The organism is Citrobacter sp. CF971, assembly GCF_006385635.1.
Classification (GTDB): domain Bacteria; phylum Pseudomonadota; class Gammaproteobacteria; order Enterobacterales; family Enterobacteriaceae; genus Citrobacter; species Citrobacter freundii.
This window is the reverse complement of sequence record NZ_CP041051.1, coordinates 2,100,165-2,125,058: the sequence shown is the minus strand read 5'-3', so window position 1 is coordinate 2,125,058 and position 24,894 is coordinate 2,100,165. Positions and strand designations below refer to the sequence as shown.

Annotated in this window: 29 protein-coding genes and 1 pseudogene; 18 read left to right on the top strand and 12 right to left on the bottom strand. The window is 48.0% G+C overall.

Annotation, left to right across the window (positions count from 1 at the left end):
- Positions 1–71 precede the first annotated feature (71 nt).
- Genes E6P06_RS13705 through E6P06_RS13695 form a run of 3 tightly spaced genes read left to right on the top strand, consistent with a single transcriptional unit; the run spans position 72 to position 2,775 of the window.
- Positions 72–434, top strand: coding sequence for a GtrA family protein (locus E6P06_RS13705; RefSeq protein WP_139935340.1), 363 nt, complete (start codon positions 72–74; stop codon positions 432–434).
- Complete coding sequence (locus tag E6P06_RS13700; RefSeq protein WP_139935339.1) at positions 431–1,351, top strand: glycosyltransferase family 2 protein; 921 nt, start codon at positions 431–433, stop codon at positions 1,349–1,351. Before E6P06_RS13705 ends, E6P06_RS13700 begins: the two co-directional genes overlap by 4 nt.
- On the top strand, positions 1,348–2,775 hold the full coding sequence (locus E6P06_RS13695) for a glucosyltransferase domain-containing protein (RefSeq protein ID WP_139935338.1): 1,428 nt from the start codon (positions 1,348–1,350) through the stop codon (positions 2,773–2,775). Before E6P06_RS13700 ends, E6P06_RS13695 begins: the two co-directional genes overlap by 4 nt.
- A 28-nt stretch (positions 2,776–2,803) precedes the next feature.
- On the opposite strand, the gene E6P06_RS13690 is transcribed toward E6P06_RS13695, so the two are convergent.
- Positions 2,804–3,916, bottom strand: a complete 1,113-nt coding sequence (locus E6P06_RS13690) for a hypothetical protein (protein ID WP_139935337.1) — start codon at positions 3,914–3,916, stop codon at positions 2,804–2,806.
- Positions 3,917–4,062: 146 nt separating this feature from the next.
- Positions 4,063–4,443, bottom strand: a pseudogene (locus E6P06_RS13685) (Rha family transcriptional regulator); the annotation flags it as partial.
- A 37-nt stretch (positions 4,444–4,480) separates the two neighbouring features.
- On the opposite strand from E6P06_RS13685, the gene E6P06_RS13680 reads away from it, so the two are divergent.
- The 7 genes from E6P06_RS13680 to E6P06_RS13650 all read left to right on the top strand — a co-directional run bounded on the left by E6P06_RS13680 (position 4,481) and on the right by E6P06_RS13650 (position 7,112).
- Positions 4,481–5,257 (top strand): MmcB family DNA repair protein, encoded by a 777-nt coding sequence (locus E6P06_RS13680; protein ID WP_168199046.1) that lies wholly within the window; start codon positions 4,481–4,483, stop codon positions 5,255–5,257.
- On the top strand, positions 5,254–5,445 hold the full coding sequence (locus E6P06_RS13675) for a DUF1382 family protein (RefSeq protein WP_022650956.1): 192 nt from the start codon (positions 5,254–5,256) through the stop codon (positions 5,443–5,445). Before E6P06_RS13680 ends, E6P06_RS13675 begins: the two co-directional genes overlap by 4 nt.
- Positions 5,442–5,828, top strand: a complete 387-nt coding sequence (locus E6P06_RS13670; protein WP_139935335.1) for a phage protein NinX family protein — start codon at positions 5,442–5,444, stop codon at positions 5,826–5,828. Before E6P06_RS13675 ends, E6P06_RS13670 begins: the two co-directional genes overlap by 4 nt.
- 91 nt (positions 5,829–5,919) lie before the next feature.
- The gene (locus tag E6P06_RS13665; RefSeq protein ID WP_139935334.1) at positions 5,920–6,135 is read left to right on the top strand and encodes a TraR/DksA family transcriptional regulator; all 216 of its coding nucleotides are present in this window, start codon (positions 5,920–5,922) and stop codon (positions 6,133–6,135) included.
- A 1-nt stretch (position 6,136) separates the two neighbouring features.
- On the top strand, positions 6,137–6,616 hold the full coding sequence (locus tag E6P06_RS13660; protein WP_139935333.1) for an AP2 domain-containing protein: 480 nt from the start codon (positions 6,137–6,139) through the stop codon (positions 6,614–6,616).
- Positions 6,609–6,773 (top strand): DUF551 domain-containing protein, encoded by a 165-nt coding sequence (locus E6P06_RS13655; RefSeq protein ID WP_139935332.1) that lies wholly within the window; start codon positions 6,609–6,611, stop codon positions 6,771–6,773. The genes E6P06_RS13660 and E6P06_RS13655 overlap by 8 nt, the downstream gene beginning before the upstream one ends.
- 102 nt (positions 6,774–6,875) lie before the next feature.
- On the top strand, positions 6,876–7,112 hold the full coding sequence (locus E6P06_RS13650; RefSeq protein ID WP_032936075.1) for a hypothetical protein: 237 nt from the start codon (positions 6,876–6,878) through the stop codon (positions 7,110–7,112).
- Here E6P06_RS13650 and E6P06_RS13645 read toward each other — a convergent pair.
- Positions 7,070–8,278, bottom strand: a complete 1,209-nt coding sequence (locus E6P06_RS13645) for a site-specific integrase (protein ID WP_139935331.1) — start codon at positions 8,276–8,278, stop codon at positions 7,070–7,072. The two genes, E6P06_RS13650 and E6P06_RS13645, sit on opposite strands and share 43 nt — an antisense overlap.
- 455 nt (positions 8,279–8,733) lie before the next feature.
- Between E6P06_RS13645 and yniD the strand changes: the two genes are divergently transcribed.
- A complete protein-coding gene (gene yniD / locus E6P06_RS13640) occupies positions 8,734–8,841 on the top strand; it encodes a small membrane protein YniD (RefSeq protein ID WP_003030590.1) in 108 nt (35 codons plus the stop codon).
- A gap of 164 nt (positions 8,842–9,005) precedes the next feature.
- Here the strand turns inward: yniD and E6P06_RS13635 are convergent, their stop codons facing one another.
- Complete coding sequence (locus E6P06_RS13635) at positions 9,006–9,764, bottom strand: YdiY family protein (RefSeq protein WP_003840911.1); 759 nt, start codon at positions 9,762–9,764, stop codon at positions 9,006–9,008.
- Between the two features lie 287 nt (positions 9,765–10,051).
- Here E6P06_RS13635 and pfkB point away from each other — a divergent pair, with 287 nt between their 5' ends.
- Both pfkB and E6P06_RS13625 read left to right on the top strand, forming a co-directional pair.
- Positions 10,052–10,981, top strand: a complete 930-nt coding sequence (pfkB, locus tag E6P06_RS13630) for a 6-phosphofructokinase II (RefSeq protein WP_049003630.1) — start codon at positions 10,052–10,054, stop codon at positions 10,979–10,981.
- A 270-nt stretch (positions 10,982–11,251) separates the two neighbouring features.
- Complete coding sequence (locus E6P06_RS13625; RefSeq protein ID WP_003840909.1) at positions 11,252–12,112, top strand: fructosamine kinase family protein; 861 nt, start codon at positions 11,252–11,254, stop codon at positions 12,110–12,112.
- A 64-nt stretch (positions 12,113–12,176) separates the two neighbouring features.
- On the opposite strand, the gene E6P06_RS13620 is transcribed toward E6P06_RS13625, so the two are convergent.
- On the bottom strand, positions 12,177–12,713 hold the full coding sequence (locus E6P06_RS13620) for a YniB family protein (protein ID WP_003030600.1): 537 nt from the start codon (positions 12,711–12,713) through the stop codon (positions 12,177–12,179).
- A 167-nt stretch (positions 12,714–12,880) separates the two neighbouring features.
- On the opposite strand from E6P06_RS13620, the gene hxpB reads away from it, so the two are divergent.
- The 4 genes from hxpB to tcyP all read left to right on the top strand — a co-directional run bounded on the left by hxpB (position 12,881) and on the right by tcyP (position 16,668).
- Positions 12,881–13,549, top strand: coding sequence for a hexitol phosphatase HxpB (gene hxpB / locus E6P06_RS13615; RefSeq protein ID WP_139935330.1), 669 nt, complete (start codon positions 12,881–12,883; stop codon positions 13,547–13,549).
- Between the two features lie 147 nt (positions 13,550–13,696).
- Positions 13,697–14,458 carry a 2-dehydro-3-deoxy-D-gluconate 5-dehydrogenase KduD gene (gene kduD / locus E6P06_RS13610; RefSeq protein ID WP_003840907.1) on the top strand — a complete coding sequence of 254 codons (762 nt, stop codon included), beginning with the start codon at positions 13,697–13,699 and terminating at the stop codon, positions 14,456–14,458.
- Between the two features lie 83 nt (positions 14,459–14,541).
- A complete protein-coding gene (locus tag E6P06_RS13605; protein WP_139935329.1) occupies positions 14,542–15,141 on the top strand; it encodes a metal-dependent hydrolase in 600 nt (199 codons plus the stop codon).
- A 135-nt stretch (positions 15,142–15,276) separates the two neighbouring features.
- Positions 15,277–16,668, top strand: a complete 1,392-nt coding sequence (tcyP, locus tag E6P06_RS13600) for a cystine/sulfocysteine:cation symporter (RefSeq protein WP_003843455.1) — start codon at positions 15,277–15,279, stop codon at positions 16,666–16,668.
- Positions 16,669–16,731: 63 nt separating this feature from the next.
- Here the strand turns inward: tcyP and cedA are convergent, their stop codons facing one another.
- Positions 16,732–16,974 carry a cell division activator CedA gene (gene cedA / locus E6P06_RS13595; protein WP_246862909.1) on the bottom strand — a complete coding sequence of 81 codons (243 nt, stop codon included), beginning with the start codon at positions 16,972–16,974 and terminating at the stop codon, positions 16,732–16,734.
- A gap of 213 nt (positions 16,975–17,187) precedes the next feature.
- On the opposite strand from cedA, the gene katE reads away from it, so the two are divergent.
- Positions 17,188–19,446, top strand: a complete 2,259-nt coding sequence (katE, locus tag E6P06_RS13590) for a catalase HPII (RefSeq protein WP_139935327.1) — start codon at positions 17,188–17,190, stop codon at positions 19,444–19,446.
- Between the two features lie 36 nt (positions 19,447–19,482).
- Here the strand turns inward: katE and chbG are convergent, their stop codons facing one another.
- From chbG to chbB, 6 genes are all read right to left on the bottom strand, one after another.
- Complete coding sequence (chbG, locus tag E6P06_RS13585) at positions 19,483–20,241, bottom strand: chitin disaccharide deacetylase (RefSeq protein WP_049003634.1); 759 nt, start codon at positions 20,239–20,241, stop codon at positions 19,483–19,485.
- A 12-nt stretch (positions 20,242–20,253) separates the two neighbouring features.
- A complete protein-coding gene (locus E6P06_RS13580; protein ID WP_003840902.1) occupies positions 20,254–21,609 on the bottom strand; it encodes a 6-phospho-beta-glucosidase in 1,356 nt (451 codons plus the stop codon).
- Positions 21,610–21,733: 124 nt separating this feature from the next.
- Positions 21,734–22,576, bottom strand: a complete 843-nt coding sequence (gene chbR / locus E6P06_RS13575; RefSeq protein WP_085951046.1) for a transcriptional regulator ChbR — start codon at positions 22,574–22,576, stop codon at positions 21,734–21,736.
- A 10-nt stretch (positions 22,577–22,586) separates the two neighbouring features.
- Positions 22,587–22,934 carry a PTS N,N'-diacetylchitobiose transporter subunit IIA gene (gene chbA, locus E6P06_RS13570; protein WP_003030618.1) on the bottom strand — a complete coding sequence of 116 codons (348 nt, stop codon included), beginning with the start codon at positions 22,932–22,934 and terminating at the stop codon, positions 22,587–22,589.
- Positions 22,935–22,988: 54 nt separating this feature from the next.
- Entirely contained in the window at positions 22,989–24,347 is a 1,359-nt protein-coding gene (gene chbC / locus E6P06_RS13565; protein WP_003030619.1) for a PTS N,N'-diacetylchitobiose transporter subunit IIC, read from the bottom strand.
- Positions 24,348–24,434: 87 nt separating this feature from the next.
- Positions 24,435–24,755 (bottom strand): PTS N,N'-diacetylchitobiose transporter subunit IIB, encoded by a 321-nt coding sequence (gene chbB / locus E6P06_RS13560; RefSeq protein ID WP_003840900.1) that lies wholly within the window; start codon positions 24,753–24,755, stop codon positions 24,435–24,437.
- Between the last annotated feature and the right edge of the window lie 139 nt (positions 24,756–24,894).

Here is a 24,894-nt window from a genome sequence, read left to right as displayed (position 1 = left end):
AACATGACATGTCGATCGATCCACTTTCAAATGCTAAACTTTCGGCCTCTAAGAATTAACTGATTTTTATAATGTTAAAGCTATTCGCAAAATACACATCTGTTGGAATCATCAACACTCTCATTCATTGGGTTGTGTTTGCTATGTGCATATATGTATTGCACACAAATCAGGCTATGGCTAACTTCGCTGGATTTGTCGTAGCTGTATCTTTCAGCTTTTATGCCAATGCAAAATTCACCTTCAATTCCACGACAACAACACTACGCTACATGCTCTATGTCGGATTCATGGGGACGTTGAGTGCCGCTGTTGGGTGGGCTGCTGACATGTGCGGATTGCCGCCATTGGTTACGCTGGTTACTTTTTCCGCTATCAGCCTAGTATGCGGTTTTATTTACTCAAAATTCATTGTCTTTAGGGATGCGAAATGAAAATTTCTCTGGTTGTTCCGGTCTTCAATGAAGAGGCCACGATACCGATTTTCTATAAAACGGTTCGAGAGTTCGAAGAGTTAAAGCAATACGAAGTTGAGATCGTGTTTATCAATGACGGTAGCAAAGACTCAACTGAATCTATTATTAATGAGCTCGGTATTTCTGACTCGTTGGTTATCCCTATTTCCTTTACCAGAAATTTTGGCAAAGAACCCGCGCTTTTCGCCGGGCTTGACCACGCCACTGGTGACGCAGTAATTCCAATTGACGTCGATTTGCAGGATCCCATTGAGGTCATCCCACACCTAATCGAAAAGTGGCAGGCTGGTGCAGACATGGTGCTGGCGAAGCGCTCAGATCGCTCTACCGACAGCAGGCTGAAGCGCAAATCGGCTGAGTGGTTCTATAAGCTCCACAATAAAATTAGCAATCCGAAGATTGAGGAAAACGTCGGCGATTTCCGTCTGATGTCACGAGAGGTGGTAGAGAATATAAAACTCATGCCTGAACGTAATCTGTTCATGAAGGGTGTACTCAGTTGGGTTGGCGGCCGTACCGATGTTGTTGAATATGCACGAGCCGAACGTGTTGCAGGTGATTCAAAATTCAATGGCTGGAAGTTATGGAATCTGGCTTTAGAAGGCATTACAAGTTTTTCAACGTTCCCGTTGCGCATGTGGACTTACATTGGTCTTGTTGTTGCCAGCCTGTCATTCATTTATGGCGCATGGATGATTTTAGACAAGATTCTGTTTGGCAATAGTGTTCCTGGATACCCTTCATTGTTAGTTTCAATACTTTTCCTTGGCGGGATTCAATTGATTGGGATTGGGGTTCTTGGTGAATATATTGGCAGAATTTATATTGAAACAAAAAAACGACCAAAATATATAGTAAAGGTTTCAAAAAAATGAAAAGAAATAATGCAATAACTATTTTCCTTTTCTTGATAATGATGTCTTTTCAGATAATATCATCTAATGTTTATTACATGGATGATATATTCAGGCATGTGTTATGGTATTCTGGATGGTCTGGAGATGGTAGGCCATTTGCTGATATTATTTACAATATAATATCATTTGGAAATTCAATTGTTGACATGCATCCAATGCCTCTTATTGGATCGATAGGTTTTTTTAGCCTAACAATGTACTACTATGCAAAAAACAACAATATATCACTTGGTTATATATACATAGTATCTTGCTCTGTAATTATTATAAATCCGTTCTTTGTTTCTAATTTATGGTTTAGATTTGATGGTCCTTTCATGGTTCTATCTATATGTTTTGCAATAATCCCATTTTGCGCAAATATAAAAAATAAATTGGTACAATTGTTTTTTTCTTCATTCTTTATATTGCTGGCGCTTGGTTTATATCAGACATCAATAAATATTTTCCTTGGATTTATTTTTATAGAATTAATAATTAAAATAACCAATGAAAAATTATCATGCAGCATTAAACAGTTTGCTTATAGGCTTTCTTCTGCAATTGTTGCCATTTTATTATATAAATTTATAACATCAAACATATATCCAATGAATGATTATGCGGCAGCATACTCAAAAACAATAGGATTGGATTACAATGGATTGCGAACATTAATAAGCAATATAAACATTGCTTTAGATGGATTGAATACTGCATTATTGTCATTTTGGAAATATATAATCCCATGTGCTATTGTTGCATTATATGTATTAATTAAAAAAACATGCAATCATTCAAAAATTTCATTAATAATGGCATTGGTGTCAGTTGTGTCATTATTTTTCCTGTCATTCGGAGTTATAATATTTTCCAATAACATGGTAGTATACCCTAGGGTTTATCTTGGGTTTGGTTGTTTTCTTTTTTTGTTGTTTTTGCTGGTATCGCAGTCAAAATTAAAACCATATATTAGCTATGCTATTATACTAGTTCCATATTCCATCATGTCTATTTATTTTTTCATAGAAAGCTCATCAATAAAAGCTGAGTACATTGACAAAAACGAGTTAGCGCAAAAGCTAGTTTATGACATTTCAAACAATGCTGAAATAAACAACAAATGCATCATGATAATTAATTATCCTAAAATATCAAAAGTTGCTGAAATGAATTTGAGAGCATATCCATACTCCTATAATGTTCTTCCAAAAACATTCTCACCTGGGTATGATGGAGGAAGGTTTTTACTAATGTCTAATGGCTTGAAAGATATGAGATATCAAAATGAAAGCGAAGAGAAAGAAATTAAAGAAAATATTAATAAAATAAAACCAACAATAAATAATGACACATATGAACTTTATGGCATTGGGAATTGTACAGCTATAAAGTTCAAATAAAAGCAGGCGCCTAGTTGGCGCCTATTTATTAGTTTATTTTTGACCAAATCCAATTATTTGGAGATTGCTCAACACACACATACACTTGGTTTGGACCAGTTGATGTATCTCGCCAAAATGTTCCTGAATACTTTTCTTCTGCTACAGGCAATGTCCCTGCGTTTGCTCTAATTAGCATTCTTCCATTATTCTGAGTAAATGACTCAAGACTTCCTGAATCATCATATGCCCTTAGACCGCTATCCCCTGTGGATCCGTAGGACATAACATAAGATCCAAATTTAGGAAGCCTGTATATTATATATCTACCATCTCCATCCTTCACTCCTGATGCAAAATCAATACCATTAATTACAATGCTGTTTGGAAATGAAACAATATTCCTTGGGTTAGAAGTAGGTATCGATGGAACATTTACAGACGCCCCTTTTTGAGCGACAAGTACATTAATAGTACAACCCATGCAGTTCTCTATATTAATGTCAGTTGTTCCATGATTTGCTTCTGAGTACCCAACATTTATCACAGATTGATTTCCATAAACGACATTTACACCATACCTAGCATTGTAACTTGCATCTATGCCATCAATAATATTACCCTGCAATGTCATTGGATTATCAGGTGGTGGAATATAACTCTCACTAGAGTGAATAAAAACAACACCATCCCAACCAGTTGATGAATCTGTTGGCATTTCCCCGTAAGATGGACTTCCATTCCACCTGGCAGTTCCTCCATAAATTTGTATTGAATTTGCTCCCTGTGCGAATCTTACCCCTGCATAACCATTGTAATCAAAGTTACAGTTTCTAAACTGACTATAATAAGGCGTATGCGCATTAGCAACATCCTCCCATAGATCGATACCAAATTCTTTAAATTTGATCCAGTTGCAATTTTCGGCATCCAAAGTTCTATGCAGCCTAAGTCCTGTACCTGTATACCCATTAACAGGATCCCATGATTCAGGTTCAAAGGTGATGTTTTTATAAGAGCTTTTTGTTATTTCATTGCGAACTGCTTGCTTTGCAGAGAACCCACCAAAGAAAACTATTTTTGTTTTAGAACCATCACCATAATATTCTCCAGTTGAACCGCCTTCAATATTATGCCCATTGGTAACAAACTCATCATTCATATAATAAACGCCAGAAAAAAGCACATATTTCTGGTGCTCCAGTATCGATTTAATGGCTGACGGGTCGTTTGTCTTTGTACCATCTGCTACGTACATTTCAGGTGTATACCGACCGTTTACCTGTCTAACCCACCGTCCTGTCGCTAGCGGTGCTGCATTTCTTCACCCATCGCCATGCGTCGGTTTAGCTGCTCGGCCATCCAGTTAAAGGCGGCGATGTATTGCTCTTTAATCGCGGTCGCCATCTTCCCGGTAAACCCCATTACAAGCATCATCCAGCCATCTTTCGTGATGTTGTACATCAGGCGCATTTCACCTTTCTTATCGAGGTATTCAACGGGCTCAAAATTGAGCCGGTTAAAATCAGGGGAGCAATCTGACTCCAGCCGCTTGATAGTGCGAAGAACGTTTTTATGCGCCTTGCCGAAATAGCGGGCGATCTTCATGGACGTTGTGATGACCTTTCCGTTAGATGGCAAAACCATTTCTCGGAAGTCGAAGGCCGGAATAACTGACGGATTATTCATAGCGTGTAACCGACCAGTCTCTGACATGGGCAAAGGAATGCCAGTTCGCTATCCAGTTACGTGCCGACCTGATGTCTACTCTATTGCTCATAGCTACAGCAAGTTCTGCCCTGTCGTCTATGAGGTCAAAATCAGCGTAAGTGATTTCCGGGCTGACGTTACAGCAGGCAAATACACCAAATACTTCAACTACGCAGGCGGCGTTGTTTTTGCAGTTCCTGAAGGCATGCTCAAAAAAAGCGACATCCCAGATGGTTGCGGCTTGATGATCCGGAAGGAAACTGGATGGCATACCCTCAAGGGGCCGACAATGCGCCAGATTGATACCCTTCCTCGCGATGCCTGGATGAAGCTGCTTATGGATGGCATGACCCGGCAGGCAGAGAGAGCCCAAATAAAAAGCCGCGTAATCAACACCTACCTCAGCGAACAAAAACTTATGAAGCGACATGGCAGCGAAATCGCCGATCTTGTTTGTCGAGCGCATCGGTCGAAAGAGCGGCTTGAGCAGCACGTTAGGGATAACGATGAAAGGCTGAAGAACCTGCGCCAAGAAAGTGAAGAGGAGTTGCAACGCCGACGTAAGCGCCGGGAGGAATCTGAGGAAAGGTTAACTGACGCTCAGCAAGATTTGGCGAAAGCACTTGGCCTCGACCCGAATGTCCCTATGTATGTTCTGACAAGGACGCTATGGGAAGCAATGCGCCGACTGACCGAGGATGAAGAGATAAAGAGGTTGCGAGGAATATTGTCCAACCTTGAACGCACGCTGAATGACGGTCTGAAACCATTACCTGGGGAGAAAGCCGCATGAACAGAGCATCACCAGTTGATTTGAGAAAAAGCCTCGAAATCGCCAACCACCTGGCGCATATCGGGATTCGCTTTGTGCCGATCCCGGTGGCTACCGAGGAAGAGTTCCAGACGCTGGCCGCCGAGCTATCGCGACGGCTTGAGCAGATGGCGGTCGAAGCCGAGAAGAATGAAGGCGGTGCAGCATGAAGATTAAAACGGAAGATTTAGTAGGCATCCAGCTTGATTATGCAGCAGCGCTAGCAACCGGTCAGAAGGTGGATTTTGAAGCTGATACCGGATGTCTTTGGTTTGAAGAGCGCGATGTGTGGTTCACCTGGAGCCCCTCAACGGAATGGGCTCAGTGCGGCCCAATGATGGAGAGCTTATCCATCAGCTGCTATCAGTCAGCAGACCCAGCTACTGGCAAGTTGTACCACTGGGTTGGGGTTAATGAACTGGCTTCGCCAGGCCGACGCCGGGGTCTGGTTGCTGACAACCCACGCACAGCCATTTGCCGTGCTGTTGTATTTGTAAAGCTCGGCGATGAAGTGGACATACCGGACGAGTTAGCCGTAAAGGAGCCGGCATGAAGGCACTAATTACCAGGTCGCTATCGCGGCCTTTTTTATTGCTGGCTTTCACCTTCAACCGTATTAACCGACAGTTCCGGGAGCATTGACCATGGACATCATCGACACCGCAGCAGAAATTGAAGAGCTTCAGCGTAACGCTGCCCTTTCCGCTCACCGCATCGACCGCAACGCCGTATCAGCTGAGCATTGCGCGGAATGCGGCGAAGACATCCCGGAGCCGCGCCGCGCTGCCGTTCCCGGCTGCCAGACGTGTGTTAGTTGCGCCAATGATATCGAACTGCGGTTGAAACAGGCGGGGAAATGATATGCGCGTGAAATTTGATGTTGGCGAAAAGGTGGGCATGCTCACACTAATTGAGCCTTTCCCCAAAGATGAAAAAGGAGTTTACAAGGGTAAATTTTCCTGTGATTGCGGAAGCACTAAAATTATTCGCCTTTGTTTCGTTAAAAGTGGACACACAAAATCATGTGGCTGCTTAAAGATTGAAGCAAAAAGGACTCACGGAATGTCGAGTTCTTCAGAATATAGGATTTGGGAGTTGATGTTACATAGATGCGAAAACCCTAAAGATAAGAGATACAAGGATTATGGCGGGAGAGGAATAACTGTCTGTCATCAATGGCATGACTTCAACTCGTTTTACGCTGATATGGGCGCTCGTCCTGATGGGCTTACACTGGACCGCATTGATAATGACAAAGGGTATTCACCGGAAAATTGTCGTTGGGCCACGCCATCTGAACAGCAGTTGAACAGAAGGAAATTGAAGGGACAGGATGCCTGATGTTGGTGAGGTCGTCATAACGTCCGATGGAGAGAGTGTTGATGTAGGTGAGAGCGAGCGCTCAGGTGTCAATTTACGATTCTTCACGTCCATCATCACAGGGCGGGAGTTGCCAGCTACTCACTGGATGCCGCTACCTACACCGCCAACCACATGACGCAACTGATAGCCAGTTATGAGCTGGCTATTGGGTGCGAAAGCACTGCTCCGTTATCCCTTTTGCCCGGTTCGCCGGGCTTCTTTTTGCCTGGAGAAAAGCATGCAAACAACAATCAGCATTCAGCCGGTTCTGGTTAACCGTGAGCGCGTTCAGGAGATGCTTGGTGGTATCTCCAGAACCACGTTTTATCGTAAGCGCAAACAGTGGGAAGAATCCGGCACACCATTCCCGCAGGAAGTGGAAGAAATTCACCCACCTAAAGGCGGCGCTCTCTTCCGCTATGTAGAAGTTATTCAGTTCTGCAAAGATAAAGGGCTATTGGCTGCACACGCCTGAATCTTATCAGCCCACAATTCTGCAGCTGCCTGCTGCTCGGGGATGTAATCATACTGGTCATAAACAGCCAGCATCCCCGTTAGCTTATGCCCGAGTATCTTCTCTGATACGTGAGGTGCAATACCAAGCTCAGCCATCTTTGTTTTGCACGTTCTGCGCAGGTCGTGCAGAGACCAGTGCTCCCCACCCATTACCTCTTCCACCTGCCCCGCGATGGAAATCAATGTACTGGCTGACATAGGCCTGTCCACCTGCAATTTAGCCGGTGGAAACACGATTGACTGATCGGGGTACACATCAAAAACCTTCTGCAGATAATCGGCCGCCAGCTGAGAAATCCCACGCACAAAGCGTTTACGCGTTTTCGAGTTCTCTTTCGGTATAACCCATTCCCTCGCCTTCAGATCAAAGTCACCCTTCCTTGCTAATCTCAACTCAACACCTCGGCAACCGGTAAGCGCCACAAGGCGGATCAGCATTTTGTTTTGCCATGACATCTTGGTTTTATCGATGGCATTCCAGAACGCGCCTATCTCTTCGTCATTCAGGAATCTTTCCCCGTCATCCGGACGGCTACCGATATCGTTAATCTCAAGCAACATTAGAGAATTTGAAGTAATACGTTTTCGACGCAGCGCATAGCGGATCACCTGCTTCATCTTCACCAGCACGTTACCGGCCTGAACCGGCGAACCACCTTTCGTTATGCGCAGGAATATCTGCTCCCACTCAACGGGGCTCATCTCATCTGCTATCAGTCGGCCGTAATTGTCGGTAACGTGAAGCTTCAGCATCCGCTTCCAGTATTCATACTTCACCATCTCTTTCACTGATGGTGTTTCCAGCCACTCATCAACGAGAGTGCTGATGCTCGGCGAGCTGGATACGATGTCCCTGGCTTTTTTCCGCTGCATTGCCGGATCGCGTCCCTCTTCCAGCCAGCCCTTGCATTCCTCCATCGCGTCACGAGCTTCTTTGATCGACATCTTGCCGTAGGTGCCGAGTTTTAGCCTGGCCGGTTTCCCGTTGAAGCGATAGCGGTACTGAAAGGTGATAAGTCCCTTTGGGCTGATCCTGGCAGAAAGTCCACCACCGTCAGCTATCTCCTCTGGTCCATCATATGGCTTGCCAGCTATACGCCTGAGCTTGGTATCGTTGAGAGGCATGCTTGTCCCTGTTCAGCTTTTCGGAATTGGTACACGATTTGGTACACAGATTCTACGACACGAATGCGGACAAGATGAACTAAATTGAAACGGGTGAATTGAAGAAAGTTAGGAGTGGCGCTGAATTGGTGAAACAGGTAGGAACAGACAGGAATGAGGTGAAATTCTGGATGGTACTTACACGTAAGATCACATACAAAGATTCAATATTTAAAATTATCAAAAAGGTGTGGGCTGATTCCCGCTTCACTCTGCGAAATATGTCACTGGTCGCCTTAAAGACCACACTGGACCTACACCCGCTTTTTGATAACACCGTTTGACAGTGTACACGGCATTACGGGTCGATCAAAGCAGCAATCAACGCGCGCTCTATGATGTAAATCAATTCACTGACACCCAACCATCTTTGTTACACTTGCACAAAGTCATCTAACCTGAGCAGGAAAAAAACAATGCCCACAAATCGCTTTGCGAAGAAACACTGGAAGATGGTTGTGATTCTGCTCGTTATTTGTGCGGCCATGTTGATGCTGCGCTGGGCTGCGATGATCTGGGGCTAAATGACGCTCACCCGCTGTTCCGATTTCGTTTATTTATCGATTAATCGAATTCGTCTGAAAATAACGCGTTATGGCCAGGTAGAAAAATAAAACGCAAATTAAATATTAAATAAACTTAACTTTAATTTAGAAAAGCCAGGCCATTTATTTGACCCGGCTTGTCACTACATCCGATAGCCGAGGGAAACTGTCGTGCGGCGATCGGTATGCTCCGGCGCTGTTGCCGGTGGTTCAGAGTTCCAGGTCACGTTGTAAGCCACCTTTAACCCAAAGTGTTCGTTGATGGCAACGTTCAGGGCAGTTTCAGAGTTGAGTGTGGTATCGTCAGCGCCGAATACCGACACACCCTGAGTAAACTTGGTATTGTCCGTCATCTGCCATGCATAGGCCCCGGACGCATAGCCCAGCGGCTGTGTTTCGGTGGTGCCATCCGTGTGCTCGTCATAGCGCACGCCAGGACCGAATTCGAAACGGAAGCTGTGCACAGGCCCGTTGAGGAACTGACGACCATAACCCGCAGTCAGCACGTCACGCTCGCGGTAGCCGTTGTAGCGGTCGGTCAACCAGCTTGCCTGTCCAAAGAGATAGTCATAGTCGGTCATGTTGTAACGACTACGGCCACCTACGGCATATTTCTCCGATGAACGCTCATCATTTGAGGAGGTATTACTGGCATTTCCCCACAGAGACCATGCGGTCGTTTGGCCGTACCAGGTCATGGTGGTATCTGCGGTTAAAGAAGAACTTTTTGTGTTGCCTGACTGGGCGAGATATCCCGCGTTCAGGTTACCTTCAAAGGGTTTTTTCGCGCTGGAAGGGTCATCCATGACAGTAAAAACGGAATCATCGGCGGCAGCATGCATTGACGCAAGCAGGCCTCCCGTCAGCAGTAATGCTGCGGGCACTGTCTTCAAAAGCTTCATTTATTAAGAGTCCGTACAACAAAAAAAGAGACCATTACGGTCTCGGAAACTTTCATATGGATCAATGACAAAAGACCCTTGAAAGGTAACAAATTATAAAAAGACTCGAATAACATAGCAATAAATTCTTATTTCATTTTTTGAATAAGAGCGTTCCTAAACCTTTATTTTATTTATATAACTTTATGACGATAATTTTAAATAAAGATATGAAAAATCATGTTGTTAATTACTTCACTTTCGGGAGGTTAAGTGCCAGACTGAGGACAGCCTAACAGGAGGTAAAGATGGTACGTATCTATACGTTAACACTTGCGCCCTCTCTCGATAGCGCAACAATCACCCCGCAAATTTACCCGGAAGGTAAGCTTCGTTGTACCTCGCCGGTTTTTGAACCCGGCGGTGGCGGCATCAACGTTGCTCGCGCAATTGCCCATCTTGGCGGAACCGCAACGGCGATTTTCCCCGCGGGGGGTGCAACCGGAGAGCATCTTGTTGCATTGCTCGCCGACGAAAATGTTCCCGTATCCACTGTCGAAGCCAAAGATTGGACCCGACAAAATCTTCATGTCCACGTTGAGTCCAGCGGCGAACAGTATCGTTTTGTCATGCCTGGCGCTGCGCTGACCGATGACGAGTTCTACCAACTTCAGGATCAGGTGCTGGAAATTGAATCTGGTGCATTGCTGGTCATCAGCGGTAGTTTGCCGCCCGGCGTACAGCTTGAGAAGTTGACCCGACTGATTACCACCGCACAAAAACAAGGGATCCGCTGTATTGTCGACAGTTCAGGTGAAGCACTGACGGCGGCGTTAGCCATCGGCAATATCGAACTGGTCAAACCTAACCTCAAAGAACTGAGTGCGCTGGTAAATCGAGAACTGACACAGCCCGATGATGTGCGCAAGGCCGCACAGGAAATCGTACATAGTGGAAAAGCGCACCGCGTTGTGGTCTCGCTTGGGCCGCAAGGGGCGCTGGGCGTAGATCGAGATACCTGCGTTCAGGTGGTTCCGCCACCGGTGAAAAGTCAAAGCACCGTAGGCGCGGGCGACAGTATGGTCGGGGCCATGACGCTTAAACTGGCTGAGAATGCACCTTTTGAGGATATTGTCCGTTACGGCGTCGCCGCAGGTAGCGCAGCAACACTAAATCAGGGTACGCGCCTGTGCTCTTTGGACGACACGCAAAAAATTTATTCGTATCTCACTCAATAACGACACCGTCCCTCTTTTGAAGACAAAGGGGGATTCTCGCGTAAAACTGTCAGCATGGGTGTTATGCGACTATGATAAAAAATCACGTTATTACAAAGAAGTGAATCATGTGCAGTCAGACGTCTCCACAACGGTACGGGGTGAAGAAGAGCGACAAACATTAAGTGCCTTTCCAGCGATGACGCGTCCGTGGTGTGCGTCAGTTCGTGTTTTTTAACCGCATTCTTGCGCTAACCTTATGATCTGGCAGACAACATGGGGAGAGACATCATGTGGCAGGCTATCAGTCGTCTTTTAAGCGAGCAATTAGGTGAAGGCGAAATCGAACTGCGTAATGAACTGCCCGGCGGAGAGATTCACGCCGCATGGCATTTACGCTATGCGGGGCGGGATTTTTTCGTCAAATGCGATGAAAGAGAGCTGTTAACCGGCTTTACGGCAGAAGCCGATCAGCTGGAGCTACTTTCCCGCAGTCAAACTGTATCGGTACCGAAAGTCTGGGCAGTAGGCGCAGACAGAGATTACAGCTTTCTGGTGATGGATTTCCTCCCTCCCCGTCCGCTTGATGCGCATAACGCGTTTATCCTCGGTCAACAGCTTGCGCATTTGCACGAATGGAGCGACCAGCCTCAGTTTGGTCTCGACTTCGATAACGCGCTCTCTACCACACCGCAGCCCAATACCTGGCAACGTCGCTGGTCAACCTTTTTCGCCGAGCAGCGTATAGGCTGGCAACTGGAACTCGCCGCTGAAAAAGGCATTGCGTTTGGCAATATTGATGCCATCGTCGAACATGTCCAGCAACGTCTCTCTTCTCATCAGCCGCAGCCGTCTCTCCTGCACGGTGATTTGTGGTCCGGGAACTGCGCCCTCGGTCCTAACGGTCCGTACATCTTTGACCCTGCCTGCTACTGGGGGGACAGAGAGTGCGACCTGGCAATGCTGCCGTTACATATCGATCAGCCGCCGCAAATTTATGACGGTTACCAGTCTGTCTCACCACTACCGCTGGACTTTCTTGACAGGCAGCCAATCTACCAGCTCTATACGCTGCTGAATCGAGCAATTCTGTTCGGAGGACAGCATCTGGTTGTGGCGCAGAAAGCGCTGGATAGATTACTCGCTGCTTAACTACGTACCGCGTTGCTTATCAGGCCTGCCGTTTCGCAACATGGCAGGCCCGATAGAGCGGCACTTACAAAAAGCCCAGCAATGAGAAGAAGAAGTAGCCGATCACGATAACGATCACCGGCAAAATATAAAGCGGGAAAATTTGTAAGAAGATCGTATGGTGCGGTACCACAATTCGCGACTCAAGTTGCTCGCGGGATAATCCTTCACTGCCTTTTGCCTGTTCCAGAATCAGCTGATCCTCAACGCCTTCGCGTAAGAAACGTGCCTGGCGGCTCATTCTGGCGCCTGAATCCTGCAACGCCAGACCGATAAAAATCAGGATGAATATCAGCCAAAAAACGAGATTCAGTCCACTTTGAAAATCGGGCGTTGGCGAGTTATACCAGAACACGTTAAGAAAAGGTGTATTAACCCGCATCATATCGATCATCACATGAGCAAAATCGAGCATGACCGCGTTAATTCCCTCCTGCTTTTCGCTGTGCGCATACATAAACTTCAGTACAGAAACCAGTGTTGAAATCAGCGCGGGAATGAAAATTACCCATCCCGCCAGCCTTTTCAAGACGGCAATGCGTCCAGCTTGTTGATACGTCATGAGTTCCCCTTGATAAAGACGTGTCATTTTGGCCTAAGTTTACCCGCTGATAACCATTTTCGCCTGATCTTTAAAGGCGGTATACTGCTGAATTAGCCATAATGAACGCTCAGAGCCTGTTATTACTGGCTCTTAATCCCTTTTATCACCGTAAAGGAGAGGTTGTAATGTCAACCCCGCGTCAAATTCTTGCTGCAATTTTCGATATGGATGGGTTACTGGTCGATTCTGAACCGCTTTGGGATCAGGCTGAACTGGATGTGATAGCAAGTTTAGGCGTTGATATCTCCCGCCGCCATGAACTTCCCGATACTCTTGGCTTACGCATCGATATGGTGGTCGATTTGTGGTTTGCGCAGCAACCGTGGAACGGTCCCTCACGTCAGGAAGTCACCGAGCGCATCATCACCCGGGCCATTGCGTTAGTGGAAGAAACAAAACCACTGCTGCCGGGTGTGCGTGAAGCCGTGGCGTTGTGCAAATCTCAGGGAATCAAAGTAGGACTGGCATCCGCCTCGCCGCTGCATATGCTGGAAAAAGTGCTGACCATGTTTGATCTGCGCAGCAGCTTCGACGCTCTGGCTTCCGCAGAAAAACTGCCCTACAGCAAACCGCACCCGCAGGTTTATCTCGATTGCGCCACAAAACTGGGCATTGACCCGTTAAACTGCGTAGCACTGGAAGACTCGGTAAACGGCATGATTGCTTCGAAAGCCGCCCGTATGCGTTCCATCGTCGTACCAGCGTATGAGAATCAGGACGATCCCCGCTTCGTTCTTGCCGACGTTAAACTAACCTCGCTCACCGAACTTACTGCCGTTCATCTGCGCGGCTAATCCTGTAACGGGCAATGATCGTATTGCCCGCCCTCTCAGATTTTTTATTTTTAAAACATCGTTTCATTTTTAATTGTGTTTCTGTTTAACCTCTCCTATCCTTGCCCTATAGAGCAAGCGTTAATGACATAAATAGTTGAGGTAAACATGATTCAGGAAGCTTTTCGTCTCGAAGGTAAAGTAGCCATCGTCACTGGATGTGACACCGGCCTTGGGCAGGGTATGGCAGTGGCGCTGGCTGAAGCGGGCTGCGATGTAGTCGGCGTGAATCGTAAAATACCACATGAAACCGCAGAGAAAATTAACGCCCTCGGTCGACGTTTTATGGCTATTCAGGCCGACCTCAGCCAACAAGATGCTCTCACCAGCATCGTGACACAATCGGTGTCGGCGTTTGGCCGGATCGATATTCTGGTCAACAATGCGGGAACCATACGCCGTCAGGATGCGCTGGACTTCAGTGAAAAGGATTGGGATGACGTGATGAATCTGAATCTCAAATCTGTTTTCTTTCTGTCACAGGCCGTGGCGCGCCAGTTTCTGGCTCAGGGCAATGGCGGAAAAATTATTAACATTGCCTCGATGCTCTCTTTTCAGGGCGGAATCCGCGTCCCTTCCTATACAGCATCAAAAAGCGGCGTGCTCGGCATCACTCGCCTGCTCGCCAATGAATGGGCGGCCAAAGGAATTAATGTCAATGCTATCGCACCCGGCTATATGGCGACCAATAATACCCAGCAGCTGCGCGCAGACAGCGAGCGCAATCAGGAGATTATCGATCGTATTCCCGCAGGGCGCTGGGGCACGCCAAATGATCTGAAAGGCCCGGTCGTATTCCTCGCAAGTTCCGCCTCTGACTATATTCATGGCTATACGCTAGCCGTGGATGGCGGTTGGCTGGCGCGGTAATGGCGCACTTGTGACAAAGGGTTACAACGTCACCTCTTCCGCCTACTGTATAAAACCCCTATACTGTATGAATCGACAGTTTATTGGGTTTTATCATGACGGCGGAAGGCCACCTTCTTTTTTCTATTGCCTGTGCGGTATTTGCCAAGAATGCCGAGCTAACGCCCGTTCTTACGCAGGGTGACTGGTGGCATATTGTTCCTTCCGCCATTTTAACGTGCCTGCTGCCGGATATTGATCATCCCAAATCCCTGCTGGGGCAGCGTCTGAAGTGGATATCAAAACCCATTGCCCGGGCATTTGGTCATCGCGGGTTTACGCATAGCCTGCTTGCAGTCTTTGCCCTGCTGACCACGTTTTACCTGAAAGTCCCGGACACCTGGATAATACCGGCTGATGCCTTACAAGGTATGGTTCTCGGTTATCTCAGCCATATTCTGGCCGATATGCTGACCCCGGCGGGCGTTCCCCTGCTTTGGCCCTGCCGCTGGCGTTTTCGTCTGCCCATCCTCGTGCCGCAAAAAGGCAACCAACTGGAGCGGTTTCTGTGCATGGCACTGTTCGCATGGGCAATCTGGATGCCGCAGACCGTACAAGAGAACAGCGCTGTACGCTGGTCTTCGCAGATGATTAATACGCTACAAATGCAGTTCAATCGTTTCATAACGCATCAGATTGACTAATAAATCAGCCAAAAAGTCATTTTCGGTATAAACAATTCCATTTGAATATAAGAGGCATGTCACAGTTCTGCTAATCTTGCGCCAACAGAATCACCTTTAAACGGTGATACGCATAATAAGATCAGGAGAACGGGGATGAACTTTCCTTTAATCGCGAACATTATCGTGTTCATAGTGCTGCTGTTCGTGCTGGCGCAAGCCCGGCACAAACAGTGGAGTCTGGCCAAAAAAGTACTGGTCGGTCTGGTCATGGGTGTCGTGTTCGGCCTTGCCCTGCATACCATTTATGGTTCCGACAGCCAGGTTCTTAAAGATTCCGTACAGTGGTTCAACATTGTCGGCAACGGTTATGTACAGTTGCTGCAGATGATTGTTATGCCGCTGGTATTTGCATCTATTCTCAGCGCCGTTGCGCGTCTGCACAATGCCTCTCAGTTAGGTAAAATCAGCTTCCTGACCATCGGAACGCTACTGTTTACCACGCTGATTGCCGCACTGGTTGGGGTTCTGGTGACCAACCTGTTCGGCCTGACCGCCGAAGGTCTGGTGCAAGGTGGTGCCGAGACGGCCCGTCTGAACGCGATTGAAACCAACTATGTTGGCAAAGTGGCTGACCTCAGCGTTCCGCAACTGGTGCTGTCGTTTATTCCGAAAAACCCGTTTGCCGATCTGACTGGCGCCAACCCGACGTCGATTATCAGCGTAGTTATCTTCGCAGCATTCCTGGGTGTAGCCGCACTGAAACTGCTGAAAGATGATGCACCAAAAGGCGAGCGCGTTCTGGTGGCTATCGATACCCTGCAAAGCTGGGTGATGAAGCTGGTTCGTCTGGTGATGCAGTTGACGCCGTACGGTGTTCTGGCGCTGATGACCAAAGTGGTTGCCGGTTCCAACCTTCAGGACATCATTAAGCTGGGTAGCTTCGTCGTGGCCTCTTATCTCGGTCTGGGCATTATGTTCGTGGTTCACGGGATCCTCTTGGGTATTAACGGCGTTAGCCCGCTGAAATACTTCCGTAAGGTGTGGCCGGTGCTGACTTTCGCCTTCACCAGCCGTTCCAGCGCAGCCTCAATTCCGCTGAACGTTGAAGCGCAAACCCGTCGTCTGGGCGTGCCTGAATCCATCGCCTCTTTCGCCGCCTCTTTTGGCGCCACGATTGGCCAGAATGGTTGTGCGGGTCTGTACCCGGCAATGCTGGCAGTAATGGTCGCGCCGACCGTTGGAATCAACCCGCTGGACCCAATGTGGATTGCCACGCTGGTTGGTATCGTGACTGTGAGTTCCGCAGGGGTTGCGGGTGTCGGTGGCGGTGCAACGTTTGCCGCGCTGATCGTTCTGCCTGCTATGGGTCTGCCGGTCACGCTGGTTGCGCTGTTGATCTCCGTTGAACCGCTGATCGATATGGGGCGTACTGCGTTGAACGTAAGCGGTTCCATGACTGCCGGTACGCTGACCAGTCAATGGCTGAAGCAGACCGATAAAACAATTCTGGACAGCGACGATAACGCCGAACTGGCGCATCGCTAAGTCTGTCAGCTAAAAAACAAAAAACCGCCGGAGTATCATGATCCGGCGGTTTTTTTATATCCATTAATCGCTCAGTTCATTTTCCTGACGAACCTGATTAGCCCAGCGCTGCGCTGATTCCGGGACCGTAAATGCAGGCGAACGTGAAAACGACTCCCCCATTAAGACAAAAGCGACATATTTTCCGCGCAGTATCCATACGTCACGAAACGCATCCATTTTAATCGCATGCTCTGGTGGAGCGGGCTCCACGCGAGGAACATAGCTGATAACCGGACGATTTTGTTGGCGAAGAGGTTTCATAATCAGTTGCTTCACTAAAGACAAATTCTAAAAATCAGAAAACCGCTATCTTAGCCGATTTTGCCTCCTGACGTCCTGCCTTGCGTGCGCTGTTTGCCTGGTTCATCGCGCTTTACGTCATCGGCCTGTACCTGCGCCGCTGAATGAGTGGTCTATAGTTAAAGTTTTTGACAGCAACAACGACCCTTTCAGCGATGAAAACAGGAGACGAGTTTAATGTCACAGAACGATAAGCACCCACTCCATCACTCAGCGCCGGTTCATGATGCCAGCGAATCCCAGCCAGGACTTGACTCACTGGCGCCAGCAGACGGTTCACATCAGCCAGCGCCTGAACCCACACCACCAGGCATGCAACCCACCACATCCGGCAGCTTAAAAGCGCCTGACGTCACAAGTGACAAACTCAACGCGCTGGACAGTTTTCGCAAAGGAAGCGAGGATTTTGCCCTGACCACCAATCAGGGCGTGCGCATTGCGGACGATCAAAACTCTCTGCGCGCCGGAAACCGTGGGCCAACTCTGCTGGAAGACTTCATCCTGCGGGAAAAAATCACCCATTTTGATCATGAACGCATCCCGGAGAGGATCGTACATGCCCGAGGTTCTGCCGCTCACGGTTACTTTCAGCCCTATGCCAGTCTCAGCGCGACGACGAAAGCGGACTTTCTGAGTGATGAAAATAAAATCACCCCGGTTTTTGTCCGATTCTCTACGGTTCAGGGCGGCGCAGGCTCTGCGGATACGGTCAGAGATATACGGGGATTTGCGACCAAGTTTTACACTGAAGAGGGCATTTTCGACCTGGTGGGAAACAATACTCCCATCTTCTTTATTCAGGATGCCCATAAATTCCCAGATTTCGTCCATGCGGTTAAACCGGAGCCGCATTGGGCCATCCCGCAGGGCCAAAGCGCCCATGACACCTTCTGGGATTATGTCTCATTACAGCCTGAAACGTTGCACAACGTCATATGGGCAATGTCCGATCGGGGTATTCCGCGCAGCTATCGCACGATGGAAGGCTTTGGTATTCACACATTTCGGTTGATTAATGCGCAAGGGAAAGCCACCTTTGTCCGTTTCCACTGGAAACCGCTGGCAGGCAAAGCTTCGCTGGTATGGGATGAAGCGCAAAAACTTACCGGTCGGGATCCCGACTTTCATCGCCGCGATCTGTGGGAGGCGATTGAAGCGGGCGATTATCCGGAATATGAACTGGGGCTACAGCTCATTCCTGAAGAGGACGAATTCAAGTTCGATTTTGACCTGCTCGATCCAACGAAATTGATACCTGAAGAACTGGTTCCGGTACAACTCGTCGGTAAAATGGTGCTAAACCGCAATCCGGACAATTTTTTCGCCGAAAATGAGCAAGTGGCTTTTCATCCCGGACACATCGTCCCGGGCATCGATTTTACTAACGATCCCTTGTTGCAGGGCCGCTTGTTCTCCTATACCGATACCCAGATCAGTCGTCTGGGCGGGCCCAACTTCCATGAAATCCCAATTAATCGCCCAACCTGTCCGTATCATAATTTCCAGCGTGACGGCATGCATCGCATGGACATCGATACCAACCCAGCCAACTATGAACCGAATTCCATCAATGATAACTGGCCGCGTGAAACACCTCCGGGGCCAAAACGCGGTGGATTTGAGTCGTATCAGGAACGGATTGAAGGAAACAAAATCCGCGAACGCAGCCCCTCTTTCGGCGAATACTATGCGCAGCCTCGTCTGTTCTGGCTAAGTCAGACGCCAATTGAACAGCAGCATATTATCGGCGGATTCAGTTTCGAACTTAGCAAAGTTACGCGCCCCTATATCAGAGAAAGAGTGGTCGAACAGTTAGTTCATATTGATACTGCCCTCGCCACGGCGGTTGCCAGGAATCTGGGTTTTGAACTCACTGAGGAACAAACCAAAATTATACCGCCGGCCAACGTCAACGGTTTGAAAAATGCGCCGTCACTCAGTTTATATGCAGGTGCGCAAGGTGAGATTAAGGGCCGTGTGGTCGCCATTTTACTTAATGACCAGGTGAAATCGGCCGATCTGCTCGCCATCATGCAAGCCCTACAGGCCGAAGGTGTTCATGCCAAACTGCTCTATTCCCGAATGGGGAATGTGGTTGCCGACGATGGCTCCGTTCTGACAATCGCCGGTACCTTTGCGGGTTCGCCATCCCTGACGGTCGATGCAGTCATTGTTCCATGTGGGAATATTGCGGATATCGCAATGAACGGAGATGCCCGATATTACTTACTCGAAGCGTATAAACACTTAAAACCTATCGCCCTGGCTGGCGATGCTCGTCGGTTTAAAGCAACGTTGAATATCAAAAAGGAAGGAGAAGAAGGCGTGGTGGAAGCGGACAGTGCAGACACACAGTTCATGGATACCCTGCTGACGCTGATGACCGCGCACCGCGTCTGGTCACGCGCCGGAAAAATAGACACGATTCCGGCCTAAAAAAATGCGGCGCATCAAGCGCCGCAAACTCAGGAATTACACGTTTAGAAAACTGCCAAGACGATAACCGCGCTCCGCAATAGCATATTTTAGTGACGAAGACGTCAGCACGTCGAGCTCAGTTAAGCGGGGGTAACAGTAGGCACTTTGACGAATAATGTCATCGATAAAAGCCGGATGACACATCACTTCCAGCGAGGATTCTCCGCGATCGGCTGACGCATCAAGCATCTGCAAAAACAGAGCTTCAGAAATCGCCTCACCGTAAAACTCGCTGCTGAATCCCTGGGAAGTCCGTAAGGTTTCCGGTAAGTCAGACGCCTGGAATACCGCCTGACGATCGATACGCAACGCAATCCCCTTCTGGGCAGCAAACCCTGCTACGATAGGGAAAATTTGCGGGAACATATGCACATGGTGATGGCTATCCAGATGCGTCGGCTCCCGCCCGAACAGGTCAATAAAACGCTGATACTGTGCGGCCAGTTCCTGAGAAATTTCATCCAGCGGCAAAGTGTCTTCCTCAGCCATCTGCCAGATCCATTTCCCCAGTACCCCGTCACGAGTAAGGCCCGGCATTGCCGTCAACGGCCTGCCCAGCGTCAGAACAAAGTGCATTCCGACGGCAAGTTCAGGTATGTCGCGACTCAGCTGTACCGCATGGTCAATTGCCGCACCGTTAATCAGCGCCGTTGTCGAGGTGACAACACCATTGCGACAAGCTTCAACAATGCCGTAGTTTTGTCCTTTACTCAGGCCAAAATCATCCGCATTTACAATCAGTACGCGTTCCATAGCCGACCTCAGTTAGTGTTGTTCGCTTTTGAGTTTCTCAATGCACCCGGCGAAGTTTGGCAGCCATTTTTCATGTGCCAGAATTAGCTCACGCGCCAGAATCTCGGCATCGCTGTCAGAATGCACCAGCGGACTCAGGTTTAACGCCAGCAGCACATCATTCAGCTCGCCGCTCAATGCCGCATTGCTCGCCGCCACTTCAAAACCTTTAATGGTATAGATAAGGCCGAGCACTTTCTCATCAAAATGGGTAATTCGCGGATGCGGCGTAGCACCGTTGCGCCCCAGCGTACAGGTCATCTCAACCGCCCAGTCGGCAGGAATATTATCAACATGCCCATGGTGAGGAACGTTGACATAGTGCTCGGTCTGTTTGTCATTGTAGATGGCATTGATCACTTCACAGGCCGCATCGGAGTAATAGGCCCCGCCGCGCTGCTCCAGCTCTTTCGGTTTAACGTTTAGCTCAGGATTTTTGTAGAGCTCAAACAGTTGTTTTTCAACTTTTTGTACTACCTGAGCACGTGCGCCACCCTTATAGTACTCGCCCATTTCGATCGCCAGCATCTCTTTTGGCTTGAAGTAGTACAGCAGATACGAGCACGGCAGCAGCTTCAGCGAACGAATCAATCCTTCGCTGAACGGCAGGTCGAAGATGTTCTTCACGCCAGAGGCTTTCAACTGACCCGAAGCAACGCCGTCCAGCAGTTCATCAAAGCGTGACACACCGTTGACCAGAACATCCTTAATGAAGACCATATGATTCAGACCAAACAGGTCGATAGATAAGTCATCACTCTCTTTCAGCGCCAGCACGTCGCTGATGAACATTTTCATGCCGATCGGAATATTACATACGCCGATGAATTTCTTGAAATTCGTATGGCGATAAACCGCCTCAGTCACCATCCCGGCTGGGTTAGTGAAGTTGATCACCCACGCATTCGGGCACAGTTCTTCCACATCTTTAACAATATCAAAGATAACCGGAATGGTACGCAGGCCTTTGAACAGCCCGCCAGCGCCGTTGGTTTCCTGCCCCAGATACCCGTGGCTCAGCGGAATGCGTTCATCCTTTTCACGGGCTTGCAGTTGCCCTACACGCAGCTGGGTGGTAACGAAATCAGCATCTTTCAGTGCTTCACGGCGATCCAGCGTTTTAAACAACTTCATCGGTACGCCGGCTTTATCGATCATGCGCTGGCATAGGTCAAAAATAATGTCCAGTTTCTCTTTTCCACCGTCGACATCAACCAGCCACAACTCAGAAACCGGTAATTCATGATAGCGCTTAATAAAGCCTTCAAGTAATTCAGGGGTGTAGCTGCTCCCGCCACCGATAGTGACGACTTTTAATTTCTGGCTCATACTTTCTCCCTTCAGTGTCAAAACACTGACGTGTATTATGCTCAACCCGTATGTCAGGTATAGCGTGGCTGTCCCGACGCTATTTTGGGCAAGCTATAAAAAATGGGTTATTGGCAAATAATATCTACTGATTAAATTCAGTTAATTTCTTACGGTAGCTATTCGGTGTAAACGACGTCAGCTTTTTAAACGTTTTAATAAACAGGCTTGGACTACTGTAGCCAGACTCGTAAGCAATATCCGTTACAGAATAGTTCGTCATTTCCAGCTGTTTTTTAGCAAAGTTAATGCGGATTTCATTAATAATCTGCATCGGCGTTTTGCTGTAATAACGCTGGGTTGCACGGGTCAGATACTCCTGGGATTTCGCGGACAGGTGTACCATATTTTCCAGCGCGTTCTCGCTAAACTGCCGTTTGTCGTGCATGGTCTCGACGGTGGTTTTAAGCCACTGCGGAATATCATCCAACACCTGCTCTTCGCGATGATGACGTAACCGATTAATAATATAGAAGGTGACCACTTCTACAAATTCATCCAGTCCGCTCTCGCGAAAGTTAAGTGATGCAATAACCGTTTCAATATAGGTAAGAAACGAGTTATTCGCCCGATAGACCTGCGATGCAACGAAACAAAATGGCAGTAGCGGGTGATAGTGCTGTTCAAAAAAACGTTTACTGATGCCGACGTTAAGGATCCTTGTCGCACCAAAATCATAAAAACTTTGGTGGTGCGATCCCAACGGGATAAAGACAAAGTCTCCACGTTCGAGTAGTACGCGTTTACCGTTGATTTCCTGATAATAGCGCCCGGTTAAAACCAGGGTAAATTCATAGTAGTCATGCTGATGCAGCCCGCTGATACTCTCAGTTTTGTTATAGATGAACACATGGAAATTTTTGCCATTAAACAGCTGCTGTTCATAAACGGTTTTGATTTCCGGTGCGTTAATCTGTAGCTGCATTATGCACTCCTCGCTATTTCAGCTTTTCGTGAAGTTCAATCAGTTCAGTCACCAGCTCACGCGCCAGCATTGATGTCATCAGGTGGTCCTGCGCGTGGACCAGCACCAGGCTAACTTTCATTTTACCTTCGCCCTGATCGCCTTCAATCAGTTTCGTTTGCACGAGGTGCGCTTCGTTCAGCGCCAGACGAGACTGGTCCATCATCGCCTTGGCCGACTCGAAATCGCCTTGCTTGGCCATTTTGAGTGCGCCGTACGCCAGGCTACGCGCCTGACCGGAGTTGATGATGAGGCCCATCACCACTTCTTCAAGTTCTTCTGCTTCGGACTGCGTGTCGACGATATTCTCGATGTCCAACATACTTTTTTCCTCTGGTTCAGTCCGGCATGACCGTGAAGCCATGCCGGATTAAATTTAGAATTTCAATGCGTTAGCGATATCTTCTTCGCTTTCTTCTTGGTCAATAACGTTCTGCGCTTTGTTGGCTACCACCACGAACGGCAGGTAAACCAGCGTTGCGATACCGAGGTTGAACAGCGCGACCAGCAGAGCAGCGACACTACCGTTGGTGTTAAAGAACGCGCCCAAACCGGTTGGCATGGTCCACGGTGCAATGTTGGTAATCGGTGGAATAATGCCTGAGTAATAAGCTGCCAGCGTAATCGCCGCCAGAATCGGCTGAACCAGGATGAACGGGATAAACATCACCGGGTTCATGATGATCGGCAGACCGAACAGGATAGGTTCGTTAATCTGGAACAGACCTGATGGCAGTGCCAGTTTAGCAACCTGACGATAGTCAGGACGACGCGATGCCAGGAAGATAGCGATAATCAGACCCAGCGTTGCCCCGCTACCCCCAAGGAAAATATAGGAGTCGAGCATCGGTTTCGCCCAGACGTGGAACGTCTTACCGGCTTCCAGCGCGGCATCTACGGAACCAAACTGTTGGTAGATAGAGATGTTTTCCAGCGCCCATGGCGTCATGATACCGCTGTCCAGCGCAGTCAGCGCCAGTGAACCGTGAATACCAAAGAACCACAGCAGCGGAACAAAAATCACGTAGGCCCAGCCCACCACGCTGCCCAACGACGCCAGCGGAGTTGAAATGGAATCCATAATGATCTGGTGGAAGTTCGTACCCCAGGTGTTCAATGCCCAGGCGATGATCCCCATAATGGAGAGGATAAGGAAGCCAGGAATCAGCGCAGAGAAAGAGCGCGATACAGATGTCGGTACGCTATCAGGTAATTTAATGACCCAATTGCGACGAACCACAAAGGTGAACATTTCCGCGACCGCGAGGCCGATAATGATACCGGAAATAATATTGGCACCGCCGAGCCAGTTCGCGCCAACGGCATAGGCTTCACCCACGCTATAAGGCGTTACGGTCATAAACGCGGCGACAGATAACAGCCCGGCAGCCAGTGAGTCGACTTTACGTTCTTCTGCCAGCGCCATGCCGATAAAGAACGGTGCCATCAATGACATGATACCCAGCGTACCGTTATAGACGTTTCCACCAATGCCTTTCAAGCTATTCAGCGTTTCAATAGTTGAAGCATCAAGTCGAATGCCCATTGAATAAAAAAACGACCCCTCCCCAAAGCTCAGGAAAACGTTATTGATTAATACAAACATGGCCCCTGCGAGGGTTAACGGCATTAAACGAATAAAACCGTTCTTGATTGCATTAACGTGTGGCTGCTTTCCAATTTTTACAGCAAAAGGAAGGAGTACCTTTTCAAGTGAAGCAATAGCGTTACTCATAGAAAAATACCCTTAAATACCGCAATTAAAAATTGCGGTGAATGTTAATGAAATAACTCTTTGACGGGAAAAATTAAAATAAAATAATTAATTTGCTGCGGCTTTTTTAATTGCTGCAACAGCAGCCTTAAGCACGCCTAAACCATCGACTTTGCCATACAGCAGCGAGTCAATCACTTCCACAGGCTTGTTGGGTAACAAACGCTGAATTTCGGGCAACATATAAGCAATTTGTGGACCTAATAACACGACATCGGCCGTTGGACCTTTTTCTCCGGCCAGCGTTTCAGGAAACGCTTCAATAATAACCGGCACTTCGTATTTTTCGGCCTGAGCACGCATCTTCGAAACCAACAATGAAGTCGACATGCCCGCAGAACAAAACAGATAAATGTGTTTCTTTTCCATTAAAACGATCCTCATATGCGATTATCTGTCAACCAGACACTCCGCAAGCCATAACCTGCATCCATGCTCTGGGTAACTTGCGTCAGCTAAATTACTTTTTTAGGTGGCTGAAATGAGTATACGGGATTGCACCAGTGGA